At 34.2% G+C, this 22151-nt stretch carries 22 protein-coding genes; 7 read left to right on the plus strand and 15 right to left on the minus strand.

Going from position 1 to position 22151, the window contains the following annotated elements:
- The coding region (locus tag IV513_RS09000) for a transposase (protein ID WP_209390242.1) at positions 1-280 on the plus strand (280 nt) is incomplete at its 5' end.
- Positions 281-391: 111 nt separating this feature from the next.
- Here IV513_RS09000 and IV513_RS09005 read toward each other — a convergent pair.
- From IV513_RS09005 to IV513_RS09025, 5 genes are all read right to left on the minus strand, one after another.
- Positions 392-862, minus strand: a complete 471-nt coding sequence (locus IV513_RS09005) for a DUF6702 family protein (protein WP_209390243.1) — start codon at positions 860-862, stop codon at positions 392-394.
- Positions 863-920: 58 nt separating this feature from the next.
- Positions 921-1673 carry a TIGR00730 family Rossman fold protein gene (locus tag IV513_RS09010; RefSeq protein ID WP_209390244.1) on the minus strand — a complete coding sequence of 251 codons (753 nt, stop codon included), beginning with the start codon at positions 1671-1673 and terminating at the stop codon, positions 921-923.
- Between the two features lie 6 nt (positions 1674-1679).
- A complete protein-coding gene (locus IV513_RS09015) occupies positions 1680-2393 on the minus strand; it encodes a nucleotidyltransferase family protein (RefSeq protein ID WP_209390245.1) in 714 nt (237 codons plus the stop codon).
- Positions 2394-2444: 51 nt separating this feature from the next.
- Complete coding sequence (locus IV513_RS09020; protein ID WP_209390246.1) at positions 2445-2855, minus strand: RNase adapter RapZ; 411 nt, start codon at positions 2853-2855, stop codon at positions 2445-2447.
- Between the two features lie 69 nt (positions 2856-2924).
- On the minus strand, positions 2925-3944 hold the full coding sequence (locus IV513_RS09025; RefSeq protein WP_209390247.1) for an aminoglycoside phosphotransferase family protein: 1020 nt from the start codon (positions 3942-3944) through the stop codon (positions 2925-2927).
- 50 nt (positions 3945-3994) lie between these two features.
- On the opposite strand from IV513_RS09025, the gene xrtF reads away from it, so the two are divergent.
- Complete coding sequence (gene xrtF, locus IV513_RS09030) at positions 3995-4525, plus strand: exosortase family protein XrtF (protein WP_209390248.1); 531 nt, start codon at positions 3995-3997, stop codon at positions 4523-4525.
- Positions 4512-4949 (plus strand): exosortase F system-associated protein, encoded by a 438-nt coding sequence (locus tag IV513_RS09035; RefSeq protein ID WP_209390249.1) that lies wholly within the window; start codon positions 4512-4514, stop codon positions 4947-4949. The genes xrtF and IV513_RS09035 overlap by 14 nt, the downstream gene beginning before the upstream one ends.
- Positions 4950-5000: 51 nt before the next feature.
- On the opposite strand, the gene IV513_RS09040 is transcribed toward IV513_RS09035, so the two are convergent.
- The 7 genes from IV513_RS09040 to pgi form a co-directional block, all read right to left on the minus strand.
- Positions 5001-5417 carry a hypothetical protein gene (locus IV513_RS09040; protein WP_245168906.1) on the minus strand — a complete coding sequence of 139 codons (417 nt, stop codon included), beginning with the start codon at positions 5415-5417 and terminating at the stop codon, positions 5001-5003.
- On the minus strand, positions 5365-5640 hold the full coding sequence (locus IV513_RS15830) for a hypothetical protein (protein ID WP_245168907.1): 276 nt from the start codon (positions 5638-5640) through the stop codon (positions 5365-5367). The genes IV513_RS09040 and IV513_RS15830 overlap by 53 nt, the downstream gene beginning before the upstream one ends.
- Positions 5624-6439 carry an ABC transporter ATP-binding protein gene (locus IV513_RS09045; protein WP_209390270.1) on the minus strand — a complete coding sequence of 272 codons (816 nt, stop codon included), beginning with the start codon at positions 6437-6439 and terminating at the stop codon, positions 5624-5626. Before IV513_RS09045 ends, IV513_RS15830 begins: the two co-directional genes overlap by 17 nt.
- The gene (locus IV513_RS09050; protein WP_209390250.1) at positions 6439-7191 is read right to left on the minus strand and encodes an ABC transporter permease; all 753 of its coding nucleotides are present in this window, start codon (positions 7189-7191) and stop codon (positions 6439-6441) included. The genes IV513_RS09045 and IV513_RS09050 overlap by 1 nt, the downstream gene beginning before the upstream one ends.
- Positions 7192-7437: 246 nt before the next feature.
- Positions 7438-8067, minus strand: coding sequence for a 7-carboxy-7-deazaguanine synthase QueE (locus tag IV513_RS09055; protein ID WP_209390251.1), 630 nt, complete (start codon positions 8065-8067; stop codon positions 7438-7440).
- 6 nt (positions 8068-8073) lie between these two features.
- The gene (locus IV513_RS09060; protein WP_209390252.1) at positions 8074-8958 is read right to left on the minus strand and encodes a bifunctional 5,10-methylenetetrahydrofolate dehydrogenase/5,10-methenyltetrahydrofolate cyclohydrolase; all 885 of its coding nucleotides are present in this window, start codon (positions 8956-8958) and stop codon (positions 8074-8076) included.
- Between the two features lie 108 nt (positions 8959-9066).
- Entirely contained in the window at positions 9067-10707 is a 1641-nt protein-coding gene (pgi, locus tag IV513_RS09065) for a glucose-6-phosphate isomerase (RefSeq protein WP_209390253.1), read from the minus strand.
- A gap of 390 nt (positions 10708-11097) precedes the next feature.
- Between pgi and IV513_RS09070 the strand changes: the two genes are divergently transcribed.
- Positions 11098-12456, plus strand: a complete 1359-nt coding sequence (locus tag IV513_RS09070) for an acyl-CoA dehydrogenase family protein (protein ID WP_209390271.1) — start codon at positions 11098-11100, stop codon at positions 12454-12456.
- 75 nt (positions 12457-12531) lie between these two features.
- On the opposite strand, the gene IV513_RS09075 is transcribed toward IV513_RS09070, so the two are convergent.
- From IV513_RS09075 to lon, 3 genes are all read right to left on the minus strand, one after another.
- Positions 12532-13644, minus strand: coding sequence for an AI-2E family transporter (locus IV513_RS09075; RefSeq protein WP_209390254.1), 1113 nt, complete (start codon positions 13642-13644; stop codon positions 12532-12534).
- A 291-nt stretch (positions 13645-13935) separates the two neighbouring features.
- Positions 13936-14688: a hypothetical protein gene (locus IV513_RS09080; protein WP_209390255.1), complete on the minus strand. Its 753-nt coding sequence runs from the start codon at positions 14686-14688 to the stop codon at positions 13936-13938.
- A gap of 146 nt (positions 14689-14834) precedes the next feature.
- Positions 14835-17243 (minus strand): endopeptidase La, encoded by a 2409-nt coding sequence (gene lon / locus IV513_RS09085; protein WP_209390256.1) that lies wholly within the window; start codon positions 17241-17243, stop codon positions 14835-14837.
- A 259-nt stretch (positions 17244-17502) separates the two neighbouring features.
- Between lon and IV513_RS09090 the strand changes: the two genes are divergently transcribed.
- From IV513_RS09090 to IV513_RS09100, 3 genes are all read left to right on the plus strand, one after another.
- Positions 17503-19644 (plus strand): SurA N-terminal domain-containing protein, encoded by a 2142-nt coding sequence (locus IV513_RS09090; protein WP_209390257.1) that lies wholly within the window; start codon positions 17503-17505, stop codon positions 19642-19644.
- Positions 19645-19772: 128 nt separating this feature from the next.
- Positions 19773-20723 carry an MlaD family protein gene (locus tag IV513_RS09095; RefSeq protein ID WP_209390258.1) on the plus strand — a complete coding sequence of 317 codons (951 nt, stop codon included), beginning with the start codon at positions 19773-19775 and terminating at the stop codon, positions 20721-20723.
- An 11-nt stretch (positions 20724-20734) separates the two neighbouring features.
- Positions 20735-22066, plus strand: a complete 1332-nt coding sequence (locus IV513_RS09100) for a (Fe-S)-binding protein (RefSeq protein ID WP_209390259.1) — start codon at positions 20735-20737, stop codon at positions 22064-22066.
- Positions 22067-22151: the final 85 nt, after the last annotated feature.

Genomic DNA, 22151 nt, shown 5'->3' on the forward strand with positions numbered 1-22151 from the left:
TCAATCCTGGAGAAACAATTGGGACGAACTCACCGTATTTTTTGATTTCCCAATCGAAATCCGAAAAATCATTTACACCACCAATTTAATTGAAAACCTGAATGGAAAAATCCGAAAATACACTAAAAATAAAATGTCTTTCCCTACGGATGATGCTGTTTTAAAGTCGGTGTATCTTGCTCTAAAAGAAGCTACCAAAAAATGGACAATGCCTATCCATAATTGGGGATTGGTTTTAAACCAATTTATGCTTATTTTTGAAAAAAGGCTCAGATTATAAAATCCAAGCCTAACTTTTCTACTTACACACTTTACGGGATAGTGTCTAATTAAACTATGTCTGTCAATTAATTCTATAATGACAATAGAAATTCGGTGAAAATTTAATTCCTTAAAAAGAAACTTCATTCACTTCTTTACCGCGCTGAAAATTCATTGTTTTTAGATTTCCCATATAAGCGATGTTTACCAAATTAATCTGCTTTGGAAATGCACTTAAAAGGATAGTGTTTTTTATTTTCAAGCTGTTAATATCAGAAACTCCGGATGTTTCAAAATAAACCCAAACTGTTTCTCCACTTACCTGGCTTCCGGTAAAAGTGAGCGTTTTGGGAGATCCATTTACAAATACATCAAAATTATTATTAACGTATTTTTTTACTTCAGCTTCGAAGCCTGCTGTATTTCTGTTGATTTTAATAGCATCAGAAATATGGCTCGTATTCATTTTTGTTGTAAACTTCAGAGTTTTGCTGCCGTCTACGTAATCTACTTTCGTCATAGAAGAATAGAAGTCTGCAACATTAAAACTCATCATTATTATTAATGTAAGTAAACTAGAAATATATAATAATTTTTTCATCTCAGTAGTAGATTTTCAGCATATTGACTGTTTAAAAATATGACAAATAATATGCCAATTAAAAGTTAACGTTTACAGAATATTTATCATAAAACGCTTTAATATGGGCAACAGCTTCATCTGCTGTATCTACCACACGGTAAAGATCTAGATCTCCTTCAGAAATCATTCCTTCTTTTAGTAAAGTATCTTTAAACCAGTCTAGTAATCCGCTCCAAAATTCGGTTCCCACCAAAACAATTGGGAATCTTCCGATTTTATAGGTTTGGATTAAGGTAATAGCTTCTGTAAGCTCGTCCAAAGTGCCAAACCCTCCGGGCATTACGATAAAGCCCTGAGAATACTTTACAAACATTACTTTTCTCACAAAAAAATAATCAAAATTAAGTGAGTACAGTTTGTTGATGTAAGGATTAAAATGCTGTTCAAAAGGAAGGTCAATATTCAGACCGATAGATTTTCCTTCGGCATTGTGAGCTCCTTTATTTCCGGCTTCCATAATTCCTGGTCCGCCACCGGTAATTACTCCAAATCCAATTTTGGTTATTTTTTCGGCAATTTCTACTGCCATATTATAGTATTTGCTTTCGGGCTTCAATCTTGCAGAGCCAAAGATAGATACGCACGGACCAATTCTTGCCATTTTTTCGTATCCTTCTACAAATTCTGCCATAATCTTGAAAACCATCCAACTGTCTTTGGTAATGGTTTCGTCCCATGTTTTCTCTCTTAAACTGTTGTGCAGTTTAGTTTCATCAATATTAAGGGGATTATTGTCTAAATTTCCGTCTTTTATGTTTTCCGTATTCATTTAAATTTATTTAAAATATTTTTCAGCCTCAAGTACAGATGCGGGTCTACCAACATCTACAAGAATGCTGTCGTGTACATAACCATGAATTTTTTCGCTCAGCATTAAGTCCAAATATTCTTCCATAACCGAAAATTTACCTGTTCTTTTCATTTTGGTAAACATAACCGGATTAATACAGTGCACACCGCTAAACGCTAAAGGCTTAAATCCTTTGTTGAATTCTGCAAGCCTCTGTTCTCCCGTTTGTACATTAAGCCATCCCCGCAAAACAAGATCGTCATTAAACAATAATTTTCGGGAACTTTCTCTGTCTGAAACCGCTAAGGTAGCAAAATCTTTAATGTCTTTGTGGTATCTTACAAAGTCGGTTATGTTGATATTGGTTAAAATATCAGCATTCATGATTAAAAAATCTTCGCCATGATCCAGAAATTTTTTGGCAAAAACAAGACCGCCTCCGGTTTCAAGAAGTTCTTTAGATTCATCAGATATTTCAATCTTGCAGTTGAAATTATCATTCTCTTTTAGAAATTCAACAATTTGATTTCCAAAATGATGAATGTTAATCACAAAATCGGTAATGCCAAAACTTTTAAGGTATTTAATATTTCGCTCAAGGAGCGGAATTCCGTTTACTTTTGCCAAAGCTTTTGGATGATGATCGGTAAATGGTTTAAGGCGTGTTCCTTTTCCGGCTGCAAAAATTAATGCTTTCATAACATGCTAAAAATTGAGAAAGGTCTGATGGTCTTTTGTTGAAAACAATAATTATTGATGATTAAGCTGATGTTGCTCATCGTGATGCAGACTGATTTCTACCTTATTTCCGTATTTTTCTTCAATAAACTTCGCTATTTTTATTGCTGAATAAACAGATCTGTGCTGTCCTCCCGTGCAACCGAAATTAATCTGAAGATTATCGAAGTCTCTTCCAAGATAATTATCAATATTAATGGAAACCATTTTTTTAACTAAATCTAAAAATTGCGGCATCTCTGTTTTTGTTTCAAGATATTCCTGCACGCCAATGTCGTTTCCTGTTTGAGATTTGTATTCTTCAACCCTTCCCGGATTAAGAATTCCTCTGCAATCGAAAGTGAATCCGCCTCCGTTGCCTGTTTCGTCTTTCGGAATTCCTCCTTTTTTGTATGAAAAACTATGAATGTCTATGTGTAGCATATTTTTTATAATTTGTTTTTTGAAGAAAATTAAAATTTCAAACCGATAGATTTTGAATTTAAAAATCGGCTAATATTTTAAAATATCTTCTATTTTATTTTTTGTTTGTGGAGTATCCAGTTGTTGGATAACGTTTTTCAACTCAGGAAAATTATCCATCATTTCCCATTTTTGGGCGAAATCTGTAATGTTCTGTATTCCTTTTTCAATGCTTGAAATAAAATGTGGCTTTTTTTGAATCAGTCCGCGAAATCCGTAGGCTCCTAAAACCTGAAGAAATCTCATTAACTGGATGGGCTTAACAGATGCTTTAAGATTATTTTGTAAGTCTGTATTTTTAAATTGACTTATATAATAATCCAACATTTCATTTTTAAAATCATCTGGAAAATCAGCTTTTGCCTGAAACAAAAAAGAAATTACATCATACATCAGCGGACCTTTCATAGCAGATTGGTAATCTATAAAAGAAACCTGATCCTGATTGTTTACCATGATATTTCTCGCCTGAAAGTCTCTGATCATAATGCCTTTGGGCTGTAAACCTTCAATAAGTGCAGCAATTTTTTTAAATTCTTTCAGTAATGAAGATTTGTGGTATTCGAGTTCCAGAATATCTGCAACAAAATTTTTAAAATAATACAAATCGTGTATTACAGGCAACTCATCATAAGATTCGTATTCGAAAGTTTTACGGAAATCGATTTTATTTTCGGTTTTAGATTGAAGTTCGAAAAGTTTTTCCAGTGTTTGTTTTACCAAATTTTGTACTCTTTCTGATAATTTTTCTTCGCTGATAACCTCAGAAAGGGTTTTGTTTCCCAAAAATTCCTGAATGTACATTGTTCTGTCTTCCGAAACCGTATATATTTTGGGCGTGTTGAGTTTTAATTGGGAGAAAACTTCCGAAAAATAGAGAAAACTGTTGTTCTCTCGGATGTTTTCATTATAAGTAATAATATATTCGCAACCCTTGTTTTCTGCTAAAAAATTAATTCTTGCAGAACCACTTTGTGCTAAAGTAAGAAATCTGTCGGATTTCCCTTTGCAGTAGTTTTCTAAAAATAATTTTGCGTCTTCTGAAATCATAATACCGAAACAAATATACTAAATTGAATCCTAATTTTTATATTTGCAGTATGCTAAAGGACTTTAAACCTGTCTTGGGAATTTTGCTTCGTTTCATCATTATTTATATGGTGTTGCTGTTTGGGTATCAGTTTTACCTCAATAGTTTTCAGGATTCTGGTTTAGACCCTTATTCTAGGATGATAGTTGGCCATGTTGGGATTGTTCAGGATGCTTTAGGTTTTCCTACAAATTTTTATGATGATGTTCCGAACCAGCAGATTTTTTTTTATATCAACAAAGATGTTGTGAGCAGAATGGTAGAAGGCTGTAATGCAATCTCGGTTATCATTCTTTTCACTGCGTTTATATTTGCGTTCTATAAAGGAGCAAAAACTTTTGTATTTGTAGGTTTAAGCCTTATTCTTTTGTACGTGATGAATGTTTTGAGAATTGTTGGGCTAAATATTATTATTAGCGATTACCCGGATTACAGCAAGACTGCACACGATTATTTTTTTCCGGCGGTAATCTATGGAAGCGTTGTTATTTTGTGGTTAGTCTGGATTAAATTTTTTGCTTTAAAAAATGAAAATTCTTAGTTGGCTTTTGGTTTTGATTGGAATTTTTGGTCTTATAAGTGTGAGAATGCTTGAAGATAAGATTTTCTATGATCCTTTTTTGAATTATTTTCATGAAGCGGTTCAGAATATACCATTTCCCGATTTTGTGTGGGGTAAATTAATCTTAAGCCACTTATTTAGATTTGTACTGAATCTGTTTTTTTCCTGCTTAATCATTCATTTTCTGTTTAAAAATAAGCAATGGACAATTCAAGCTTTCATCATGATTACAATTGTTTTTGTCATCACATTTCCTATTTACCTTTTCTGTATACACAACGAATTTAAGATAGGATATCTTTTCTCTTTTTATATGAGAAGATTTGTCATTCAACCTATCATTATTCTGCTTATTATACCTTTATTTTATTATAGAAAGCAACTTTTAAAAGCTTCAAAATAAAAAATGAGACTGCTAAACACGGTCTCCTTCATTATCTTTATTAACTTTATACTAAAACTTATATCCTAGTCCCAATAAAAATAAACTGGATCTGTTATCGTAGTTAATTTCCTGATTAGATCCTGCAATATTATTGATGAATTTTCTTTGATCTTTAGAAAAAGCACCTTCATATCGAGCCGAAATAATAACTTTAGAAATTTCGCTTTGCAATCCTAATTGATAACCGACAGTAAAAGATTTAGTATTCACTTTCTGAACGAAATTGTCGAAATTATCGTCTTTGGCAAGATTAAAACTACCTACAGGACCAACATAAGCACTCAATAGATTGCCTAATATATTGGTACCAATCAAAACAGGAATGTCTACTCTGTTGTTTTTAGCTTTAATAGTGGTTTGCTCTGAACTGGCATCATTTTGCACAGTAACTTCGTTGCTGAAATTGGTATAGTATATTTCCGGCATCAAAAAATAAAGAGCTTGGTAGATCGATTTTGAGGGAAAGCCCAACATTAAAACCGGTGATGTTTTTACCCTTTTGTTCTACCGCATTAGTTGCTGCTGTTTTAAGATTTTTCCATGAAGCAGAACTCGTAGGAATTAGCACATTTGCTTTTCCCGCTAGTGAAATCTGTGCCGAAGCCATAATACTTAAGCCTATGAAAGCTGCACTAATCCATTTTTTCATGATCGTCAAATTTTGTAATATTATTCTCTATCGTTTTATTGTTTTCCAACAAATATTCTCTTAATTCCTTAAATAATTCTGATGAATAAACGAAATCTATCAGGTTTTTATTACCCGCAGTTATCAAAATGTCTTTATTACCTTCCCATTCTTTAATGCCCAGTCTCAGATATACAATTTTTTCTCCGATGGTCATCACAGAATTCATATCGTGGGTATTGATGATAGTGGTTGTGTTGTATTCTTTGGTAATTTCCAATAACAAATCATCAATAATATTAGAAGTGTAAGGATCTAAACCTGAGTTGGGTTCATCGCAGAATAAATATTTCGGATTGTTTACAATAGCTCTAGCAATTGCTACACGTTTCTGCATCCCTCCGGATATTTCAGAAGGAAACTTTTTATTTGCTTTATCTAAATGAACTCTTCCAATTACATCAAAAACTCTTTTCTTTTTCTCCCGGAAGGTAAGATTGGTAAACATGTCTAGTGGAAACATAATATTTTCTTCCACAGTAAGAGAATCGAATAATGCACTTCCTTGAAATACGGTGCCAATTTCAGATCGCAGGTGCTGTTTTTCATCTCTCGTCATTACATTGATATCTCTCCCATCAAAAAGAATTTCTCCTGAAGATGGTTGATAAACGTTCAAAAGGCTTTTAAGAAAAACGGTTTTACCCGAACCACTCTGCCCGATTATGAGATTTACTTTTCCTTTTTCAAATGTTGTTGTAATTCCTTTAAGAACTTCTACATTTTCGAAACTTTTTTTCAGATCTTTTACCTCAATCATCAGCTTAATATTAACTGGGTTAGAATTAATTCGGAGATAATGATAAAAACCATTGTCCATACTACAGCCTGCGTACTTGCTCTACCAACTTCTAGAGATCCTCCGTTTACATAATATCCAAAATAAGAAGGTACTGTTGCAATAATAAATGCAAAGGCTATGGTTTTTGTAAATGCATAATAGATAAAAAGATTAGGCATGTACATTTGGATACCGTTAATATAGTCTGCTGTGGTCCAGTTTCCTGTAAGAATTCCGGCAATATAACCTCCTCCAATACCAAAAACAATACTGATGGCAATAAGCAGTGGATTAAATATTATGCAGGCGATTATTTTTGGGAATATTAAAAAATTAGGTGAATTAACTCCCATAATGTCCAGAGCATCAATTTGTTCTGAAACTCTCATTGTACCAATACTGGATGCAATATAAGAACCCACTTTTCCTGCTAAAATTAAGCTGATGATAGTAGGGGAGAATTCTAAAACCAATACCGCTTTAGTAGCATATCCCACAAACGATGGCGGAATGGGGAATGATGAGGCATCGAAATTGTTAAACATCTGTATGGCAACAACCGCACCCACAAAGATGGAGGTAAAAATAACCAATCCAAAGGAATTAACTCCCAAATCGTTTATTTCCCGTAACAAAAGTTTCCAGAAAACCCTCATTTTCTGTGGCTTTTGCATCGATTTGCCAAGAAGGAGCATGTATTCTCCTATTGCTGTAAAAAACTTTTTTAACATTCTGCTAAATTAGGCTATTTTATTGAAATTAAATGCTGTCTAATGGCTTCCATTATTAACACTTAATCGTTGTATTTTCAATTTTGGATGTTTTTATTTTCGAATTATAAACATCCAAAAACAAATCAAAACTAAGACCAATGTGTTAAAATAATAATAAACACTATTTTTCAAAGCAAAAATTATTTTAAATTCATAAAAAACAGTAGCCTTTTTGTGAATTTAAAAAATTAATTACAGTATTTTCTAAGGAATATTCAGATACTTATGGGTCTGTACAGAGGCTCTCCATTCCGGATGCTCCAATATGAAATCTGTAATTTTCGGGTACATTTCATCTCTTTTACTCCACTCACTTTGAAGATACAGTGTACAGCTTGCCGAAACTTTTGCAGCCTGTTCCTCTGCAAATTTAAAATCGTTGTTATTGAAAACAATTACTTTAAGCTCATGGGCTTTAGCATAAATTTCTTCTTTGGGAAGCCCTGTTTTCTTTGGTGAAAGCGTAATCCAATCGATTTGCCCACTCATAGGATAAGCCCCAGAGGTTTCAATATGAATGGTACATCCCAATTCTTTTAATTTGGATGTAAGAACATCAAGATTCCACATCAAAGGTTCTCCACCAGTTAAAACAATTGTTTTGCAATGTTTTGCAGCAGTTTCTGCAATTTCCTCTGCATTCATCAGCGGATGCAAGTTCGGATCCCAGCTTTCTTTCACATCGCACCAATGGCAACCCACATCACAGCCTCCTAACCTGATGAAATAAGCTGCTTTTCCGGTATGGGCACCTTCGCCCTGAAGAGTGTAAAAATGCTCCATTACAGGGAGCATTTTACCTTCTTTCAATAAAATATTTTCTTCTATTTTCATTTTTAATTAATCGTTGTAGACCGAAGTTTTGTAGGCGATGATGGTATTTTTCATCAGCATAGCTCTGGTCATTGGTCCTACACCTCCGGGAACCGGCGTAATCCAGCTTGCTTTTGCTGCACAGCTGTCAAAATCTACATCACCTGCAAGATGATATCCTTTAGGAGAATCATCATCTACTCTTGTGATCCCAACATCTACAATAACGGCCCCATCTTTAATCATTTCACCTTTTAAAAAATGAGGATCTCCTAAAGCGGTAATTACAATGTCTGCTTTTTTGGTGTATTCTTCTATATCTTTGGTGTATGAATGCGTTAAAGTAACAGTAGAATTTCCTGGGAAATCTTTTCTTCCCATCAAAATACTCATCGGTCTTCCTACAATTTTACTTCTTCCGATAATTACACAGTCTTTACCTTTGGTTTCAATATTATATCTTTCCAATAATGTTAAGATTCCAAACGGAGTGGCAGGCAAGAAAGTGTCCATTTCCAATGCCATTCTTCCGAAATTTTCGGGGTGGAAGCCATCTACATCTTTTCTCGGATCAATTGCATTGATGATCTTTTCCTGGTCGATCTGTTTTGGCAGCGGAAGCTGAACGATAAATCCGTCTACTGCTTTTGACTTATTTAATTCATCAATTTTTTCCAATAATTCAGATTCGGAAACTGTACTGGGAAATTTAATAAGACTCGATTGAAATCCTACTTCCTCACAGTCTTTCACTTTTGAGTTTACATACGCTTTGCTCGCTCCGTTGTTTCCAACAAGAATCGCTACCAAATGGGGAGCTCTTCGTTTGCCGGCAACGATTTTTTCAACTTCAGCTTTTATTTCCTGTTTTATTTCTTTGGATACTTTTAATCCGTCAAGAATTTCTGCCATTTTTACTTTTATTACTTTAATTATTAGATTTTAGATAAAAATTAAATATTTGAAGGTTGAATTTACTTTCATTTATAATCAACCATACTTTTTAATCTTTACCAGATTTTATTTGTTTGCTTTATAATAATTAATCAAACCGTTTGTTGAGCTGTCATGTGAGCTAATTGTCTCATTACTTTCAAGTTCCGGAAGGATTTTATTCGCTAAAACTTTTCCTAGTTCTACCCCAAACTGATCAAAACTATAAATATTCCAAATCACACCCTGTACAAAAATTTTATGCTCATACAAAGCAATTAATTGCCCTAAAGAAAAAGGAGTTAATTCATTGATTAAAAATGAATTAGTAGGCGTATTTCCAAGGAAGACTTTGTAATTTAATAAGAAATCTATTTCTTCATCAGATTTTCCTGATGTCTTAAGCTCAGCTTCTACTTCCTCCTCTGTTTTTCCAAAGGCAAGTGCCTCAGTTTGAGCAAAGAAATTCGCTAAAAGTTTATCCTGATGATCAGAAACTTTATTTGGGCTTTTCGCATACGCAATGAAATCTGCAGGAATTAATTCTGTTCCCTGATGGATAAACTGATAGAAAGCATGCTGTCCGTTCGTTCCCGGTTCGCCCCAAATAATGGGTCCGGTTTCATATTCTACAAATTCTCCGTTTCTGTCTACACATTTCCCGTTACTTTCCATATCTCCTTGCTGGAAATAGGCAGGAAATCTGTCTAAATACTGAGAATACGGAAGTATGGCATACGTGGTGGCTGCATAAAAATTACGATACCAAATTCCCAATAATCCCATTAAAACCGGAATGTTTTCAGAAAAATCGGCGGTCTGAAAGTGTTGATCGGTATCATAAGCTCCTCTTAATAACTGCTCAAAATTTTCGTAACCTACGGCAAGAACGATGCTTAAGCCAATCGCACTCCAAAGTGAATATCTTCCGCCTACCCAATCCCAAAATTCGAAAATATTTTCTTCCGCAATCCCGAAGTCTTTAACAGCTTGAACGTTAGTAGATAAAGCCACAAAATGCTTAGCCACATCCTCTTGTTTTCCAGACTTTAAAAACCAATCTCTCGCAGAAAGAGCATTGGTCATGGTTTCTTGGGTAGTAAACGTTTTAGAAGCTATGATAAATAATGTAGTTTCAGGGTTTAAGTCTTTCACCACTTCTGCAATATGATTTCCGTCTACATTTGAAACGAAATGAACGTTCAGTCTTGTCTTAAAATGCTTTAAAGCAGAAACCACCATCACAGGCCCTAAATCTGAACCTCCGATCCCGATGTTGACCACATCCGTGATTTCTTTTCCGCTGAAACCTTTGTGCGTTCCTGAAATAATGCTTTCAGAAAACGATTTCATATGATCGAGAACTCTTTTAATCTGAGGCTTAATATTTTCGCCATCTACCAAAATTTCCCTATCCGAAAAATCTCTTAATGCGGTATGAAGCACTGCTCTTCCTTCCGTTTCGTTGATTTTATCTCCCGAAAACATTTTAGAAATCGCATCTTTCAACTGGCATTCTTCCGCAAGATTCAAAAGAAGATTTTTTGTTTTAGAATCAATTAAATTTTTTGAATAATCAAATAGAAAATTAGTTTTCTTGATAGAAAATTCGTTAAATCGGTTTTGGTTGTACTGAAAAAGACTTCTTAAATCAAAGTCATTATTAGCGAAATGTTCGTCAAGAGCTTTCCAGCTTTCTGTATGGGTAGGATTTATTTTAGATAGCATATTGTAAGTTTGAATAAGGTTTTTGAGTGAAAAATGAGTTTAAAACGTCAAAAATCACTGTTATTAAATTCCGATTGGCAAATTTACGGAATTTTAGTGCAAAGATGTTAATGCATCATTAAAAATCAATTGGTGAGGTCGAGTTGAACGGTTGGATTAAATATTATCAAAGAAATTCTTCACTTGTAAAAGTTTAAAACAGTAAAATTGGATTTAAAATGTATAAAGAGATAACCAAATGATTAAAGGGGCAAATTATTTTCCGGATTACAAATTTTGATGATTTAAAATCATCAGTTACAATCTTTTACAAACAAAATTCATTCAGTGATGGGCATTTTCGGAGTAATTTTTGCTGATGTTTTACAAAATCAAACACAGTTATTCATTATGTCTACTACTTTTTCCAAAATAAAAAATGCTTTACAGCTTTTTAAATCAATAGATTTTGATCAGCTCGATGAGATTTCACAAAAAGTAAATCTTCCTAAACTTATGGAAAATTTTTCTAAGCTGGATGATAAGCAACTGAAAGGAATGATGAAAATGCTTGACCCCAACCGGAAAAAGAAAGAACTTCCGCCCATTGACGGTGATTTTTACGATATATATCACACCTTAACTCCCGAGCAGAGGGAAATTCAGTTGAAAGTTCGGGATTTTATGGAAAAGGAAGTAAAGCCTCTGGTCAATCATTATTGGCTACGGGATGAATTTCCTTTCGAACTGATTCCCAAATTCCAAAAATTAGATATTTGTGGCGTTACTTATGAAGGGTATGGCTGCAAAGGAATGCCTTTTTTGATGGAAGGCGTTATTGCTATGGAAATGGCAAGAATCGATGCTTCTATTGCTACATTTTTTGGTGTACAATCGGGTTTGGCAATGGGTTCTATTTACATGTGCGGTTCGGAAGAACAAAAGCAGAAATGGCTTCCACAGATGCAGAAATTTGAAAAAATTGGTGCGTTCGGTTTAACAGAACCCGAAGTAGGTTCCGGCGTGGCGGGCGGACTCACGGTTACCTGCAAAAACACAGAGATTGGCTGGGTTTTGAACGGACAGAAAAAATGGATTGGGAATGCTACTTTTGCAGATTTGGTTATTATCTGGGCAAGAGATTTGGATGATGGTGAAGTAAAAGGCTTTATTGTTGAAACAGATAATCCCGGATTTTCCGTGGAAAAAATAAAAGGCAAAATGGCACTCAGAATTGTGCAAAACGGGTTGATCACTTTAAAAGATTGCTTAATAACCGAAGAAAATCGTCTTCAGAATGCCAATTCATTCAAAGATACTGCAAAAGTACTGCAAATGACACGAGCAGGTGTTGCATGGATGGCAACAGGATGTGCGAGAGGAGCCTACGAAAGTGCTTTGGATTATACTCGGAAAAGAGAGCAGTTCGGTAAGCCAATTGCTTCATTCCAGATGATTCAGGGGCATTTGGTAGAAATGCTTTCTAATCTTACTGCGATGCAGACTATGGTTTTCAGGCTTTCTGAAATGCAGGATGAAGGAATTTTAAAAGACGAACATGCTTCTCTGGCAAAAGTTTTCTGTACCCTGAGAACGAGAGACGTTGTTTCCAGAGCTCGGGAAGTAATGGGAGGAAATGGTATCTTACTGGAATATGATGTTGCCAGATTTGTTGCCGATGCAGAAGCTATTTATTCTTATGAAGGAACCAAAGAAATTAATTCTCTTATTGTAGGAAGATCAATTACAGGCTTCAGTGCATTTGTTTAAAATTATTATATGGTGAATTATCAATGTTTTAAAAGTGATTTTAAATTTGATAATTCACCAATTTTTAATTCAATCTTAGTCCATTTCTTTAAGGGTGATATTTTTAGAAATTTTATAAGTTTTCTTTTTCTTTTTGGGTTTTTCTTCTTCACCTAGAAGTTTACCCCAAGGTTTCAAACCATCAACCCTTTCAAAAATAATTTTGAAAATGGCAATTGCGGGAATACATAAAAACATACCTGAAATTCCCCAAAGATTTTCTCCTATCAAAATTCCGATAAAGGAAAACAGAGCGTTTATTTTAACTTTAGACCCCACTACAAAAGGAAGTACAATATTTCCATCTATAGCATGTACAAGAACATATCCAATCGCAACATATACACAACTAGAAACTGTTCCGGTTGCAAAAGCAATAAAGCAGGAAATAAGTAGGGAAATGAAAATTCCGATATAAGGAATTACATTCAGTAGACCGGTTAAAACTCCAAGAAGAATTGCGTATTTTACTCCAAGTATGGTTAAAAGTATTGTGGTGAGAATAGAAACGATAATAATCTGAAGACATAAGCCAATAATATAACGTTTCGTCATAATTCTTACTTCTGAAACAACTTCTTGCACACTTGTTTTGTGTTTTTCATTAAAAACATTAACAATAAAATTGTTCAGTATTCTTCTGTAGTTTAAAATGAAAATGAAGAATATGATGAAAAATGCCAAAAAAGCCAAACCGCTGGAAAAAATACTCAGGGTAAATCCTAAAATTACACCAGTGGAGGAAAGAAGTTTCTTTAAGCCTTCATCAAGATAGGTGAATTGCTCATCAATTTTCACATTGAATGTTTTAGAAACCCACCTCTGCAAATCGTGAAAAACATTTGTTGCCTGAACCGTTAACTGCGGAATGTCTTTGCTGAAGCTTGAAAGCTGAGATCCGAAGAAAAAAAGCAACCCGGTGAGTACAACAAGTAAAACCGCTAACGAAAATAAGGTAGATAAAGACCTTGGAAATTTGAGTTTTTTTTCCAGGAAATTAGCAATGGGTAAAAAAATCATAGCTAATAAAAATGCCAGAAAAAAAGGAGCTAAGATACTCTGTCCCAGTTTTACAATATATCCTATTCCTATAATGGAAATTATAGCAAGAGAAAGTTTTAACAAGAAAGGAAGCCGTACGAAATTCATAATTTAAAAAAAATGAATTTAACAAAAAAAACATCATTTTGATGTTTTTTTGCTATTTAAAAATTTACTTTCGATTTGGACTACTTCTAGTGTACACAAATAAATTTCCTGTAAAAATAATTAAACTAAAAATAAAACCGTCAGTTATGATTATTTTAATATTTTTTTTATCTAAACAACTCTTATCTACCCAAATTTGTTTTATTATAAGATAATTTTCAAAACAAAAATAAATAGACAAAAACAGAGCAACTAAAATAATTATTTTTTTAAATGACATATGAAATTATTTTAGCAATTGATACTTCTATACCACGTCCAAGCAGAAGAAGCTCCTGCTCCCAAAGCTATTTCGGCTACAAAAGTAATAGGAGCAACTGGACCCGTTGCTGCAGCTGCAATCCCTGCTCCGATTATAAAACCGGCAGTTCCGCTCATGCCATCGCTCTCTAAAACATCAGTTAAACATTTTTTCCACCCTGGAGTTCGTGCCGCCTTATACATATCAAAGTGCCCCTCTCCTCCTAAATCTGTTGGAAGCCAAAAAACAGCAGAGTGTTTTAATATTGAAGTGTATACAAGAAATGCTTCATAATCTCTTACAGAATTAGTGTTTTCTGCAAATTCTTCTTTCAAGCTTGTTAAAAACAAAGTTATTTGCTTAACACTTTTGCCCTCCAAATCATTGCTAAAAAAAGAATCAACACTCTCAAAATAATTTACACTATTATTTTCTTCTAAATGAGATTTAACAATATCAAAATTGTCTTGATAATTTTTAGGTTCACCTTCAAAAGCTAAATTAATATTTTCAGAAGTAGCAAGGTTATTAAAAAAGATATTAAAGTCATTATTTACATCATTAGATGACCAATTAACACCTTTTACTGCCTGTAACAAAAACTCATTATGCTTAACTCCAATTAAATTAATCTGTTCATCTGTTAAAAGACGCCCACTAATCGACACTCTCGATATTACATTTTCATCACGATTAAGCATATTTTCTTTTTTTTTGTATGCTGTTTGTATCTGAGGTTTCATCAGTATTACAACTTAATAAAGAAAAAGTTACTACTAAAAATAACTTACATAAATTTGAAATTTTCATTTTTTATTTTTTTTATACAAAAAAAATAAAAAAAAATATTTTATACAAATATTTTTCTCATGGAGTTATTGTTTTATAATTATTTTTCCAAAGCAATATCTATAACCTGTTCCATGCGGTTTACATAATGCACTTTCAGGTTGTTGAGATAATCCTGTTTTATTTCCTCAACATCTTTACGGTTGGCCTCACACAGGATAACTTCTTTTATTCCTGCTCTTGTTGCGGCAAGTAATTTTTCTTTAATTCCGCCAACCGGGAGCACTTTTCCGCGAAGAGTAATTTCTCCAGTCATAGCAAGATGAGGTTTTACTTTTTTGTTAGTGAAAGAAGAAACCATCGAAGTAAGCATGGCAATTCCGGCAGAAGGTCCGTCTTTTGGGGTAGCTCCTTCGGGAACGTGTACATGGATGTTTTTCTTTTCAATAAGTTCTTCATCTATGCCCAAATCTATGTGTTTTGCTTTAATATATTCTAAGGCGATAGTTGCAGATTCTTTCATTACCGTTCCTAGATTTCCGGTCATGGTAAGATTTCCTTTTCCGTTGCTGATGATGCTTTCTATGAATAAAATATCACCTCCGACACTCGTCCATGCCAATCCGGTTACCACTCCTGGAACATCTGTTAATTCGGATAAACTTTTTGGTCTTGGTACACCAAGAATTTCATCAATTTTATCAATAGAAATTTTAGCGTCATATTCTTTTACCAAAGCGGTTTGCAAAGCTACCCAACGAGCGATGGCTGCAATTCTTTTTTCTAAAGTTCTTACACCACTTTCAGAAGTGTGGGCTTCAATAATATGTTTAAGCTCTGGATTTCCCAGTTTGAATGATTTCGATGTTAAACCGTTTTCTTCCTGTTGTTTCTTAATTAAATGTCGTTTTGCAATTTCAATTTTCTCTTCCAAAGTATATCCTGCAATCTGAATAATTTCCATTCTGTCTAAAAGTGGCGTTTGGATTGTTGAAAGCGAGTTTGCAGTGGCTAAGAACATTACTTTAGACAAATCGTAACCCATTTCAAGGAAATTGTCGTAGAAAGAGCTGTTTTGTTCAGGATCGAGAACCTCCAGCAAAGCCGAACTAGGATCACCATGCATCCCTTTTCCTACTTTATCTATTTCGTCTAAAACAATGACAGGGTTAGATGTACCTGCTTTTTTAATAGACTGAAGAATTCTTCCCGCCATCGCGCCGATATAAGTTTTTCTATGACCACGAATTTCACTTTCATCATGAAGTCCGCCCAAAGAAACGCGCACATATTTTCTTCCTAAAGCATCGGCTACAGATTTACCTAAAGAAGTTTTACCAACTCCGGGAGGTCCTACCAATAATAGGATGGGAGATTTCATATTATTTTTTAATTTTAAAACAGCCATGTGCTCCAAAATTCTCTTTTTAATATCTTCTAAACCAAAGTGGGCTTTGTCTAAAACTTTTTGAGCCTTTTCTATGTCGAAAATATCTTTTGTGAACTTTTCCCAAGGAAGATCTGTGAAAAAATCCAGATAATTTCTCTGTACATTATAATCTGGCGAATTAGGATTCTGTCTTTGAAGTCTGTTGATTTCCTTTTGGAAATGCTCTTCAACTTCCGGTTTCCAATTTTTTGTAGACGCTTTTTGTTGAAGTTCTTCTACATCACTGTCCGGACCGCCGCCCAATTCATCCTGAATCGTTCTAATTTGCTGATTAAGAAAGTATTCTCTTTGTTGCTTATCTAAATCTTTAGAAGTTTTTTGATGAATCTGATTTCTAAGTTCCAGCTTTCTGAAATCTTCATGCATCATTTCATAGCATTTATTGGCTCTTTCCATCAGACTTTTCTCCTCAAGAAGCTTTTGCTTTTCAGGATAAGGAAAATTGGCATTAGTGCTCACGAAATTCAGTAAATCTTCGTTACTGCCCATGTTTTTGATTGCAAAATTGGCAGCGTTGGGAATATTGGGGTCAAGATCAATAATTTTTAAAGCCAGATCTTTAATGTTTTCCAATAAGGCTTCGTATTCTTCTTTGTTTCTTGGTTTACTGTCTTTTAATTTAACAATTTCAGCCTTTAGATAAGGTTTAGTGTCTGTAATTCTTTTAATTTTAAAACGCTGGAAACCTTTGGTTATAGCAGTTACATTTCCTTCAGGAAGTTTAATGATTTTTACAATTTTGGCTAAAGTTCCGATAAGATAAAGATCTTTTTCGCCAGGTTGCTCAATCTCGGAGTTTTTTTGGCTTACAATACCGATGAAATCGCCGTTCTGCTGTGCTTCTTCCAAAAGTGTGATGGAATTCTTTCTTCCTGCAGTTATAGGAATTACAACATTGGGAAACATTACCATATTTCTTACCGGAAGGATAGGGAAAATGGTTTGTATAGAGCTTTTTTCCTCATCTACATTAAGATCGGAAAGATTTATTTCTTCTGTTACGATATTAAAACCTTCATCGATGATATCATCAAAATTCATGTCTTCAAATTCTGCCATAATAAACTGAATGACAAATTGTCATTTATATTTTAAAGTAGTTATTGTCGTTTTACTCATTTCTCTAAAAGAGATCGTAATAAGTAATGAGTAAGAAGATTTGCCAAGATTAATGCCATTTGATGATTGCTAAAAAATCTGGTCAAAATTTCCGTTTTACAGGTAATTGCATTTTAAAAATTAAAATCACTACTTATATTTCTGTAATTTCTTAAAAATGTGTATTTTCGCACACTGATATAAAAACTATATTTATAAAATGGCAATTTTAGGACAGATTAGAAGTAGACCTTGGCTCTTGATGGGAGTAATCGCACTGGCTCTTTTGGCTTTTTTGGTAAATCCTGACAGCATTGATAAGGTTTTTGGTAAAAACCCAGATGTTTTAGGTAAAGTAAATGGTGATAAGATTACCCGAGAAGAGTATAACGATCAACTTTCTGTATTACAGCAGCAGGCAGAACAGCAGGGGCAGCCTAAAAATGGACTGGAAGAGCAAGCTTGGCAGCTTCTAGTACAGTCTAAATTAATAAAACAGCAGTTTGAGAAAATGGGCTTTACCATGACAGACGATTTATTCTGGAGCCAGATTCAGTTCGATCAGATGTTTGCTCAAAATCAACAGCTTTTTGACGAAAAAGGTAATTTTAAACTTCAGGAACTTAAAAAAGAAGTTGAAACTTTACAAAGTACTAATCCTGAAGGGTATAACCAGTGGCTGAAAACCAGAAAAACGATTGAATACAGAATCATGGCAAGACAGGTTTTTGCCAATATTTCTACGGGAATCACTACCGGTAAAAAAGAAGCTGAAGAATTAATGAAAGAAAGAGATCAGCTTGCAGATATCGATTTTGTGAAAGTAGATTATGCTTCTTATCTTCAAAAAAATAAAATTAAGGTTAGTACAGAAGATCTTAAGAATTATATCAGTCAGCATCCGGTAATGTTTAAAACAGAGCCGAGCAGAAATTTAGGAATTGTATATTTTCCTTCTAAGCCAAGTGTAGCAGATGAAGCTTCTGTAGAAAAAGAGATTAATAAACTTTATTCTCAGGGGACAGATGCAAGTGGTGGAAAAGAAAACTTCCAGAACACTACAAACGACTCTATGTTTGTAATGGCAAATTCAGATATGCCTTACAATAGCCAATATGTTACAGCAGCACAATTGCCGCTTACCTTGAAAGATAAAATTGCGACTGCAACAGTAGGAAAGGTATTTGGTCCTTATAAAGAGCAAAACTTTTATGTTCTTTCTAAATTGCTAGGTAAAAAGCCTTCAGATTCAACTTTGTCTAAACATATTTTAATTGCTTACAAAGGTGCTGAAAGATCTACAGCAACAAGAACCAAAGAACAGGCTAAAAAAATAGCAGATAGTTTATTGGCTGTAATTAAATCTAATCCTGCGAAATTTGCAGAAGGACTTAAGCTTTCTGATGAGCCTAATGCGGTGGAAAGAAATGGTAGCGTAGGTTGGACTACCCCTGAAAGTCAGTTTGCACCAGGGTATCTTAATTTCCTTGCATCGAATGCGAAGGGTTCTACAGGTTTAGCAGAAACTCAGTTTGGTTATCACATTATTAATGTTGAAGATAAAAAAGCCGGAACAATGGGGTATAAAGTTGCTCACGTTGTGAAAGAAATCAAACCTTCTGAAGCGACAGAAAATGAAGTAGATAAAAATGCAAGAAGATTTGCTCAACAAGTTTTAGGAAAATCTTTCAACGATTTTGTAAATATTGCTAAAAAATCTAACTTCCAGTATTCTAATGCTAAAGCAGCAAAAAGATTCGACGGAAAACTACAAGGTTTAGGGACAGATAAAGACGGTGAAATTATTGCTTGGGCATTCGATAAGAAGAGAGAAAAAGGAGATTCTGAATTATTTACAGTAGACGGAACAGGCGATAAAATTGTTGTTTATCTTAACGGAAAACAAGAAAAAGGTCTTGCAGATCCAGAATCTGTAAGAGATCAGATAGAAACAGTTGTACAAAATAAATTGGCAGCTAAGCAGATTTCAGAGAAAATAGGGAAAAGTACAAACCTGGATCAGGTTGCGAAAATGTTTGCTACTACGAAACAGTCAGGGCAAATCAATATGTTAAGTCCTAATATCGCAGGAGCAATGGAACCTAAAGTAGCTGGAGCAGCATTTGGAATTGCTAAAGGAAAAGTTTCTAACCCAATTGAAGGAGGAACAGGTGTTTATGTAATCATTAAAAAGAATGAAACAGTTAATAAACAACCTGGAGATGTGAAACAGTTTACAGAATCTGTAACTCAAAGAAATTCAGGAATGTTTGGTCAGGCTTGGCTTAAGAGTCTTCAGGACAATGCTGATATAGACGATTACAGAATTGAGATCTGGAGTAAGATGGGAAATCAGCAATAAAAGATACTTCAATCATATTAAAAAAAGTGGCAGAGTTTTTGCCACTTTTTTCATGTTTAACCCATAGCAATAGAGAAAAACATTAATATAAATGTACTATATTTGCTACATTAGAAAAAATTGAGAAAGTGAAATTCAGCAAAGAATTAAAAGCAGGTTTAATAGCACTTTTAGCCATTGTCGGCTTTGTTATTTTGTTCCAGTTTATGAAGGGCAGAAGCCTTTTTACAACAGATAATATCTTTTATGCAAAATATGATAATGTTGAAGGTTTAGCACAATCTTCACCAGTTTCCATTAATGGTTTAAAAGTAGGGCAGGTAGATAAAATCATCCCGCAGACAGGTAAAGACGGGAAGCTGTATTTTATCGTTAAAATTACCGTAGATGATAATTTTGAGTTTTCTAAAAATTCAAGCTTAGAAATTTTTGAACCAGGTTTAATGTCCGGTAAGGAAGTTAGAGTAAATCTTGTTTACGGAGGTCCCACTGCAAAAGATGGAGATACTTTGAAGGGAGCATTTAAACTTGGGATGATGAACAGCCTTTCTTCACAAGTTGGTCCGGTTAAAGATCAGCTACAAACGGTTTTGTACAGAGTAGATTCGCTAATGGCAAATGCCAATTTGGTGATGAATGCACAGAACAGAGAAGAAATTAAAGTTTTACTTCATAATCTAAACAAAACAGTAGGTGCTTTAGAAAATACTGCCGGAAGCGTAAATAAACTGGTAGGAAATAATGATCCTAAATTACAGAAAGTTCTGGATGAAGCGAGTGTAACCATGAAAAGTGGTAAAGTAACATTAGATAAATATGGAAATCTTGCTGAAAGTATCGATACCAAACAATTGAATCAAACAATTGCCAATTTAGATCAAACTGTAGGAGAACTTAATAAAGTGGTTGCAGGAATCGACAGAGGGGAAGGTAGTTTAGGTAAAATAATGAAAGACGATCAGTTATACAATAACCTGAATTCGGCTTCAACCAATCTAAATTCTTTAATTGAAGATTTAAAAGCTAATCCTAAGAGATATCTAAACTTCTCTGTTTTTGGAAAAAACAATAAAGACTAATAGCTATTTTTATGCAGTATCTTGATAATATTTTATTTCTGATATTACTTATTGCCGGTTTTGGGCTTTTTGCAAAAAGTCTGCAGAAAATTTACAGAAACATCAGGTTAGGAAGAGAGATTAACAGATCCGACAGAAAATCTGAACGTTGGGCAACTATGGCTCGAGTGGCTTTGGGGCAAAGCAGAATGGTGAAAAGACCTGTAGCAGGTATTCTTCACCTTTTCGTTTATGTAGGTTTTGTGATTATTAATATCGAATTGGTTGAAATTATTGTAGACGGTATCTTCGGAACGCATCGCTTTTTGGCTCAGGTTTTCGGACATGGCTTTTACAATTTTTTCACTGCAACATTAGAAGTTTTGGCACTTTTGGTAATTGTGGGAGTGGTTATCTTTTTCATCAGAAGAAATTTCTATGGTGTTAAGAGATTAACCATGAAAGAACTGTTCGGATGGCCAAAAGAAGATGCCAATTGGATTTTGATCATTGAATTTGCCTTAATGGTGGCTTTTTTCACCATGAATTCTTCAGACTTCATTTTGCAGCAGAGAGGTGTTTTAGCACAACATGGAAGTTTTCCGATAAGCGAAATGTCTTTGGTTCCGTTTTTAGAAATTTTCAGTTTTCATGATAGTTTCTTAATGGTTATTGAAAGAGGAGCTTGGTGGTTTCACTTTGTGGGAATTCTGTTCTTTATGAATTACCTGTATTATTCTAAGCACTTGCATATAATTTTGGCATTTCCAAGTACGTGGTTTGCCAACTTAAATCCTTATGGAAAGTTTAATAATCTGGATTCTGTAACGAAAGAAATTAAGTTGATGATGGATCCTAATGCAGATCCTTATGCTGCACCGGCGGAAGCAGATGCAGAAGCACCTTCAAAATTTGGTGCAGAAGATATATTCGATTTAAATCAGGTTCAGTTGCTTAATGCTTACTCTTGTACAGAATGCGGAAGATGTACTTCTGTATGCCCGGCAAATATTACCGGTAAAAAATTATCTCCAAGATTAATTTTAATGAAAACGAGAGACCGTTTGGAAGAAGTCAGTAAGAATATTGATAAAAACGGGAAGTTTGAAGACGATGGCAAAAAATTACTGAATGATTATATTACGAAAGAAGAACTTTGGGCATGTACAACTTGTAATGCATGTACAGAAGCCTGCCCTGTTCTTTTAGACCCGCTTTCTATCATTTTCGAAATGAGAAGATTCTTAGTGATGGAACAATCTGCTGCACCACAGGAATTGAATCTCATGATGACGAACGTTGAAAATAATGCGGCACCGTGGCAATACAATCAGGCAGATCGTCTAAACTGGGCAAAAGACTAATCAGATAATTAATCAATTTGAAATTTGAAAACGGGTTGTTCTACACATTTTTCAAATTCTCAAATTCTCACATTTTCAAATTGAA

It is taken from the genome of Chryseobacterium sp. RR2-3-20, assembly GCF_017808115.1.
Taxonomy (GTDB): Bacteria; Bacteroidota; Bacteroidia; order Flavobacteriales; family Weeksellaceae; genus Chryseobacterium; species Chryseobacterium oryzae.

Bases quoted from the DNA above. Each gene is read 5' to 3' on its own strand.
- IV513_RS09005 (WP_209390243.1), bottom strand. From the start codon at position 862: ATGAAAAAATTATTATATATTTCTAGTTTACTTACATTAATAATAATG.
- IV513_RS09010 (WP_209390244.1), bottom strand. From the start codon at position 1,673: ATGAATACGGAAAACATAAAAGACGGAAATTTAGACAATAATCCCCTT.
- IV513_RS09015 (WP_209390245.1), bottom strand. From the start codon at position 2,393: ATGAAAGCATTAATTTTTGCAGCCGGAAAAGGAACACGCCTTAAACCA.
- IV513_RS09020 (WP_209390246.1), bottom strand. From the start codon at position 2,855: ATGCTACACATAGACATTCATAGTTTTTCATACAAAAAAGGAGGAATT.
- IV513_RS09025 (WP_209390247.1), bottom strand. From the start codon at position 3,944: ATGATTTCAGAAGACGCAAAATTATTTTTAGAAAACTACTGCAAAGGG.
- xrtF (WP_209390248.1), top strand. From the start codon at position 3,995: ATGCTAAAGGACTTTAAACCTGTCTTGGGAATTTTGCTTCGTTTCATC.
- IV513_RS09035 (WP_209390249.1), top strand. From the start codon at position 4,512: ATGAAAATTCTTAGTTGGCTTTTGGTTTTGATTGGAATTTTTGGTCTT.
- IV513_RS09040 (WP_245168906.1), bottom strand. From the start codon at position 5,417: ATGCCGGAAATATACTATACCAATTTCAGCAACGAAGTTACTGTGCAA.
- IV513_RS15830 (WP_245168907.1), bottom strand. From the start codon at position 5,640: ATGAAAAAATGGATTAGTGCAGCTTTCATAGGCTTAAGTATTATGGCT.
- IV513_RS09045 (WP_209390270.1), bottom strand. From the start codon at position 6,439: ATGATTGAGGTAAAAGATCTGAAAAAAAGTTTCGAAAATGTAGAAGTT.
- IV513_RS09050 (WP_209390250.1), bottom strand. From the start codon at position 7,191: ATGTTAAAAAAGTTTTTTACAGCAATAGGAGAATACATGCTCCTTCTT.
- IV513_RS09055 (WP_209390251.1), bottom strand. From the start codon at position 8,067: ATGAAAATAGAAGAAAATATTTTATTGAAAGAAGGTAAAATGCTCCCT.
- IV513_RS09060 (WP_209390252.1), bottom strand. From the start codon at position 8,958: ATGGCAGAAATTCTTGACGGATTAAAAGTATCCAAAGAAATAAAACAG.
- pgi (WP_209390253.1), bottom strand. From the start codon at position 10,707: ATGCTATCTAAAATAAATCCTACCCATACAGAAAGCTGGAAAGCTCTT.
- IV513_RS09070 (WP_209390271.1), top strand. From the start codon at position 11,098: ATGTCTACTACTTTTTCCAAAATAAAAAATGCTTTACAGCTTTTTAAA.
- IV513_RS09075 (WP_209390254.1), bottom strand. From the start codon at position 13,644: ATGAATTTCGTACGGCTTCCTTTCTTGTTAAAACTTTCTCTTGCTATA.
- IV513_RS09080 (WP_209390255.1), bottom strand. From the start codon at position 14,688: ATGAAACCTCAGATACAAACAGCATACAAAAAAAAAGAAAATATGCTT.
- lon (WP_209390256.1), bottom strand. From the start codon at position 17,243: ATGGCAGAATTTGAAGACATGAATTTTGATGATATCATCGATGAAGGT.
- IV513_RS09090 (WP_209390257.1), top strand. From the start codon at position 17,503: ATGGCAATTTTAGGACAGATTAGAAGTAGACCTTGGCTCTTGATGGGA.
- IV513_RS09100 (WP_209390259.1), top strand. From the start codon at position 20,735: ATGCAGTATCTTGATAATATTTTATTTCTGATATTACTTATTGCCGGT.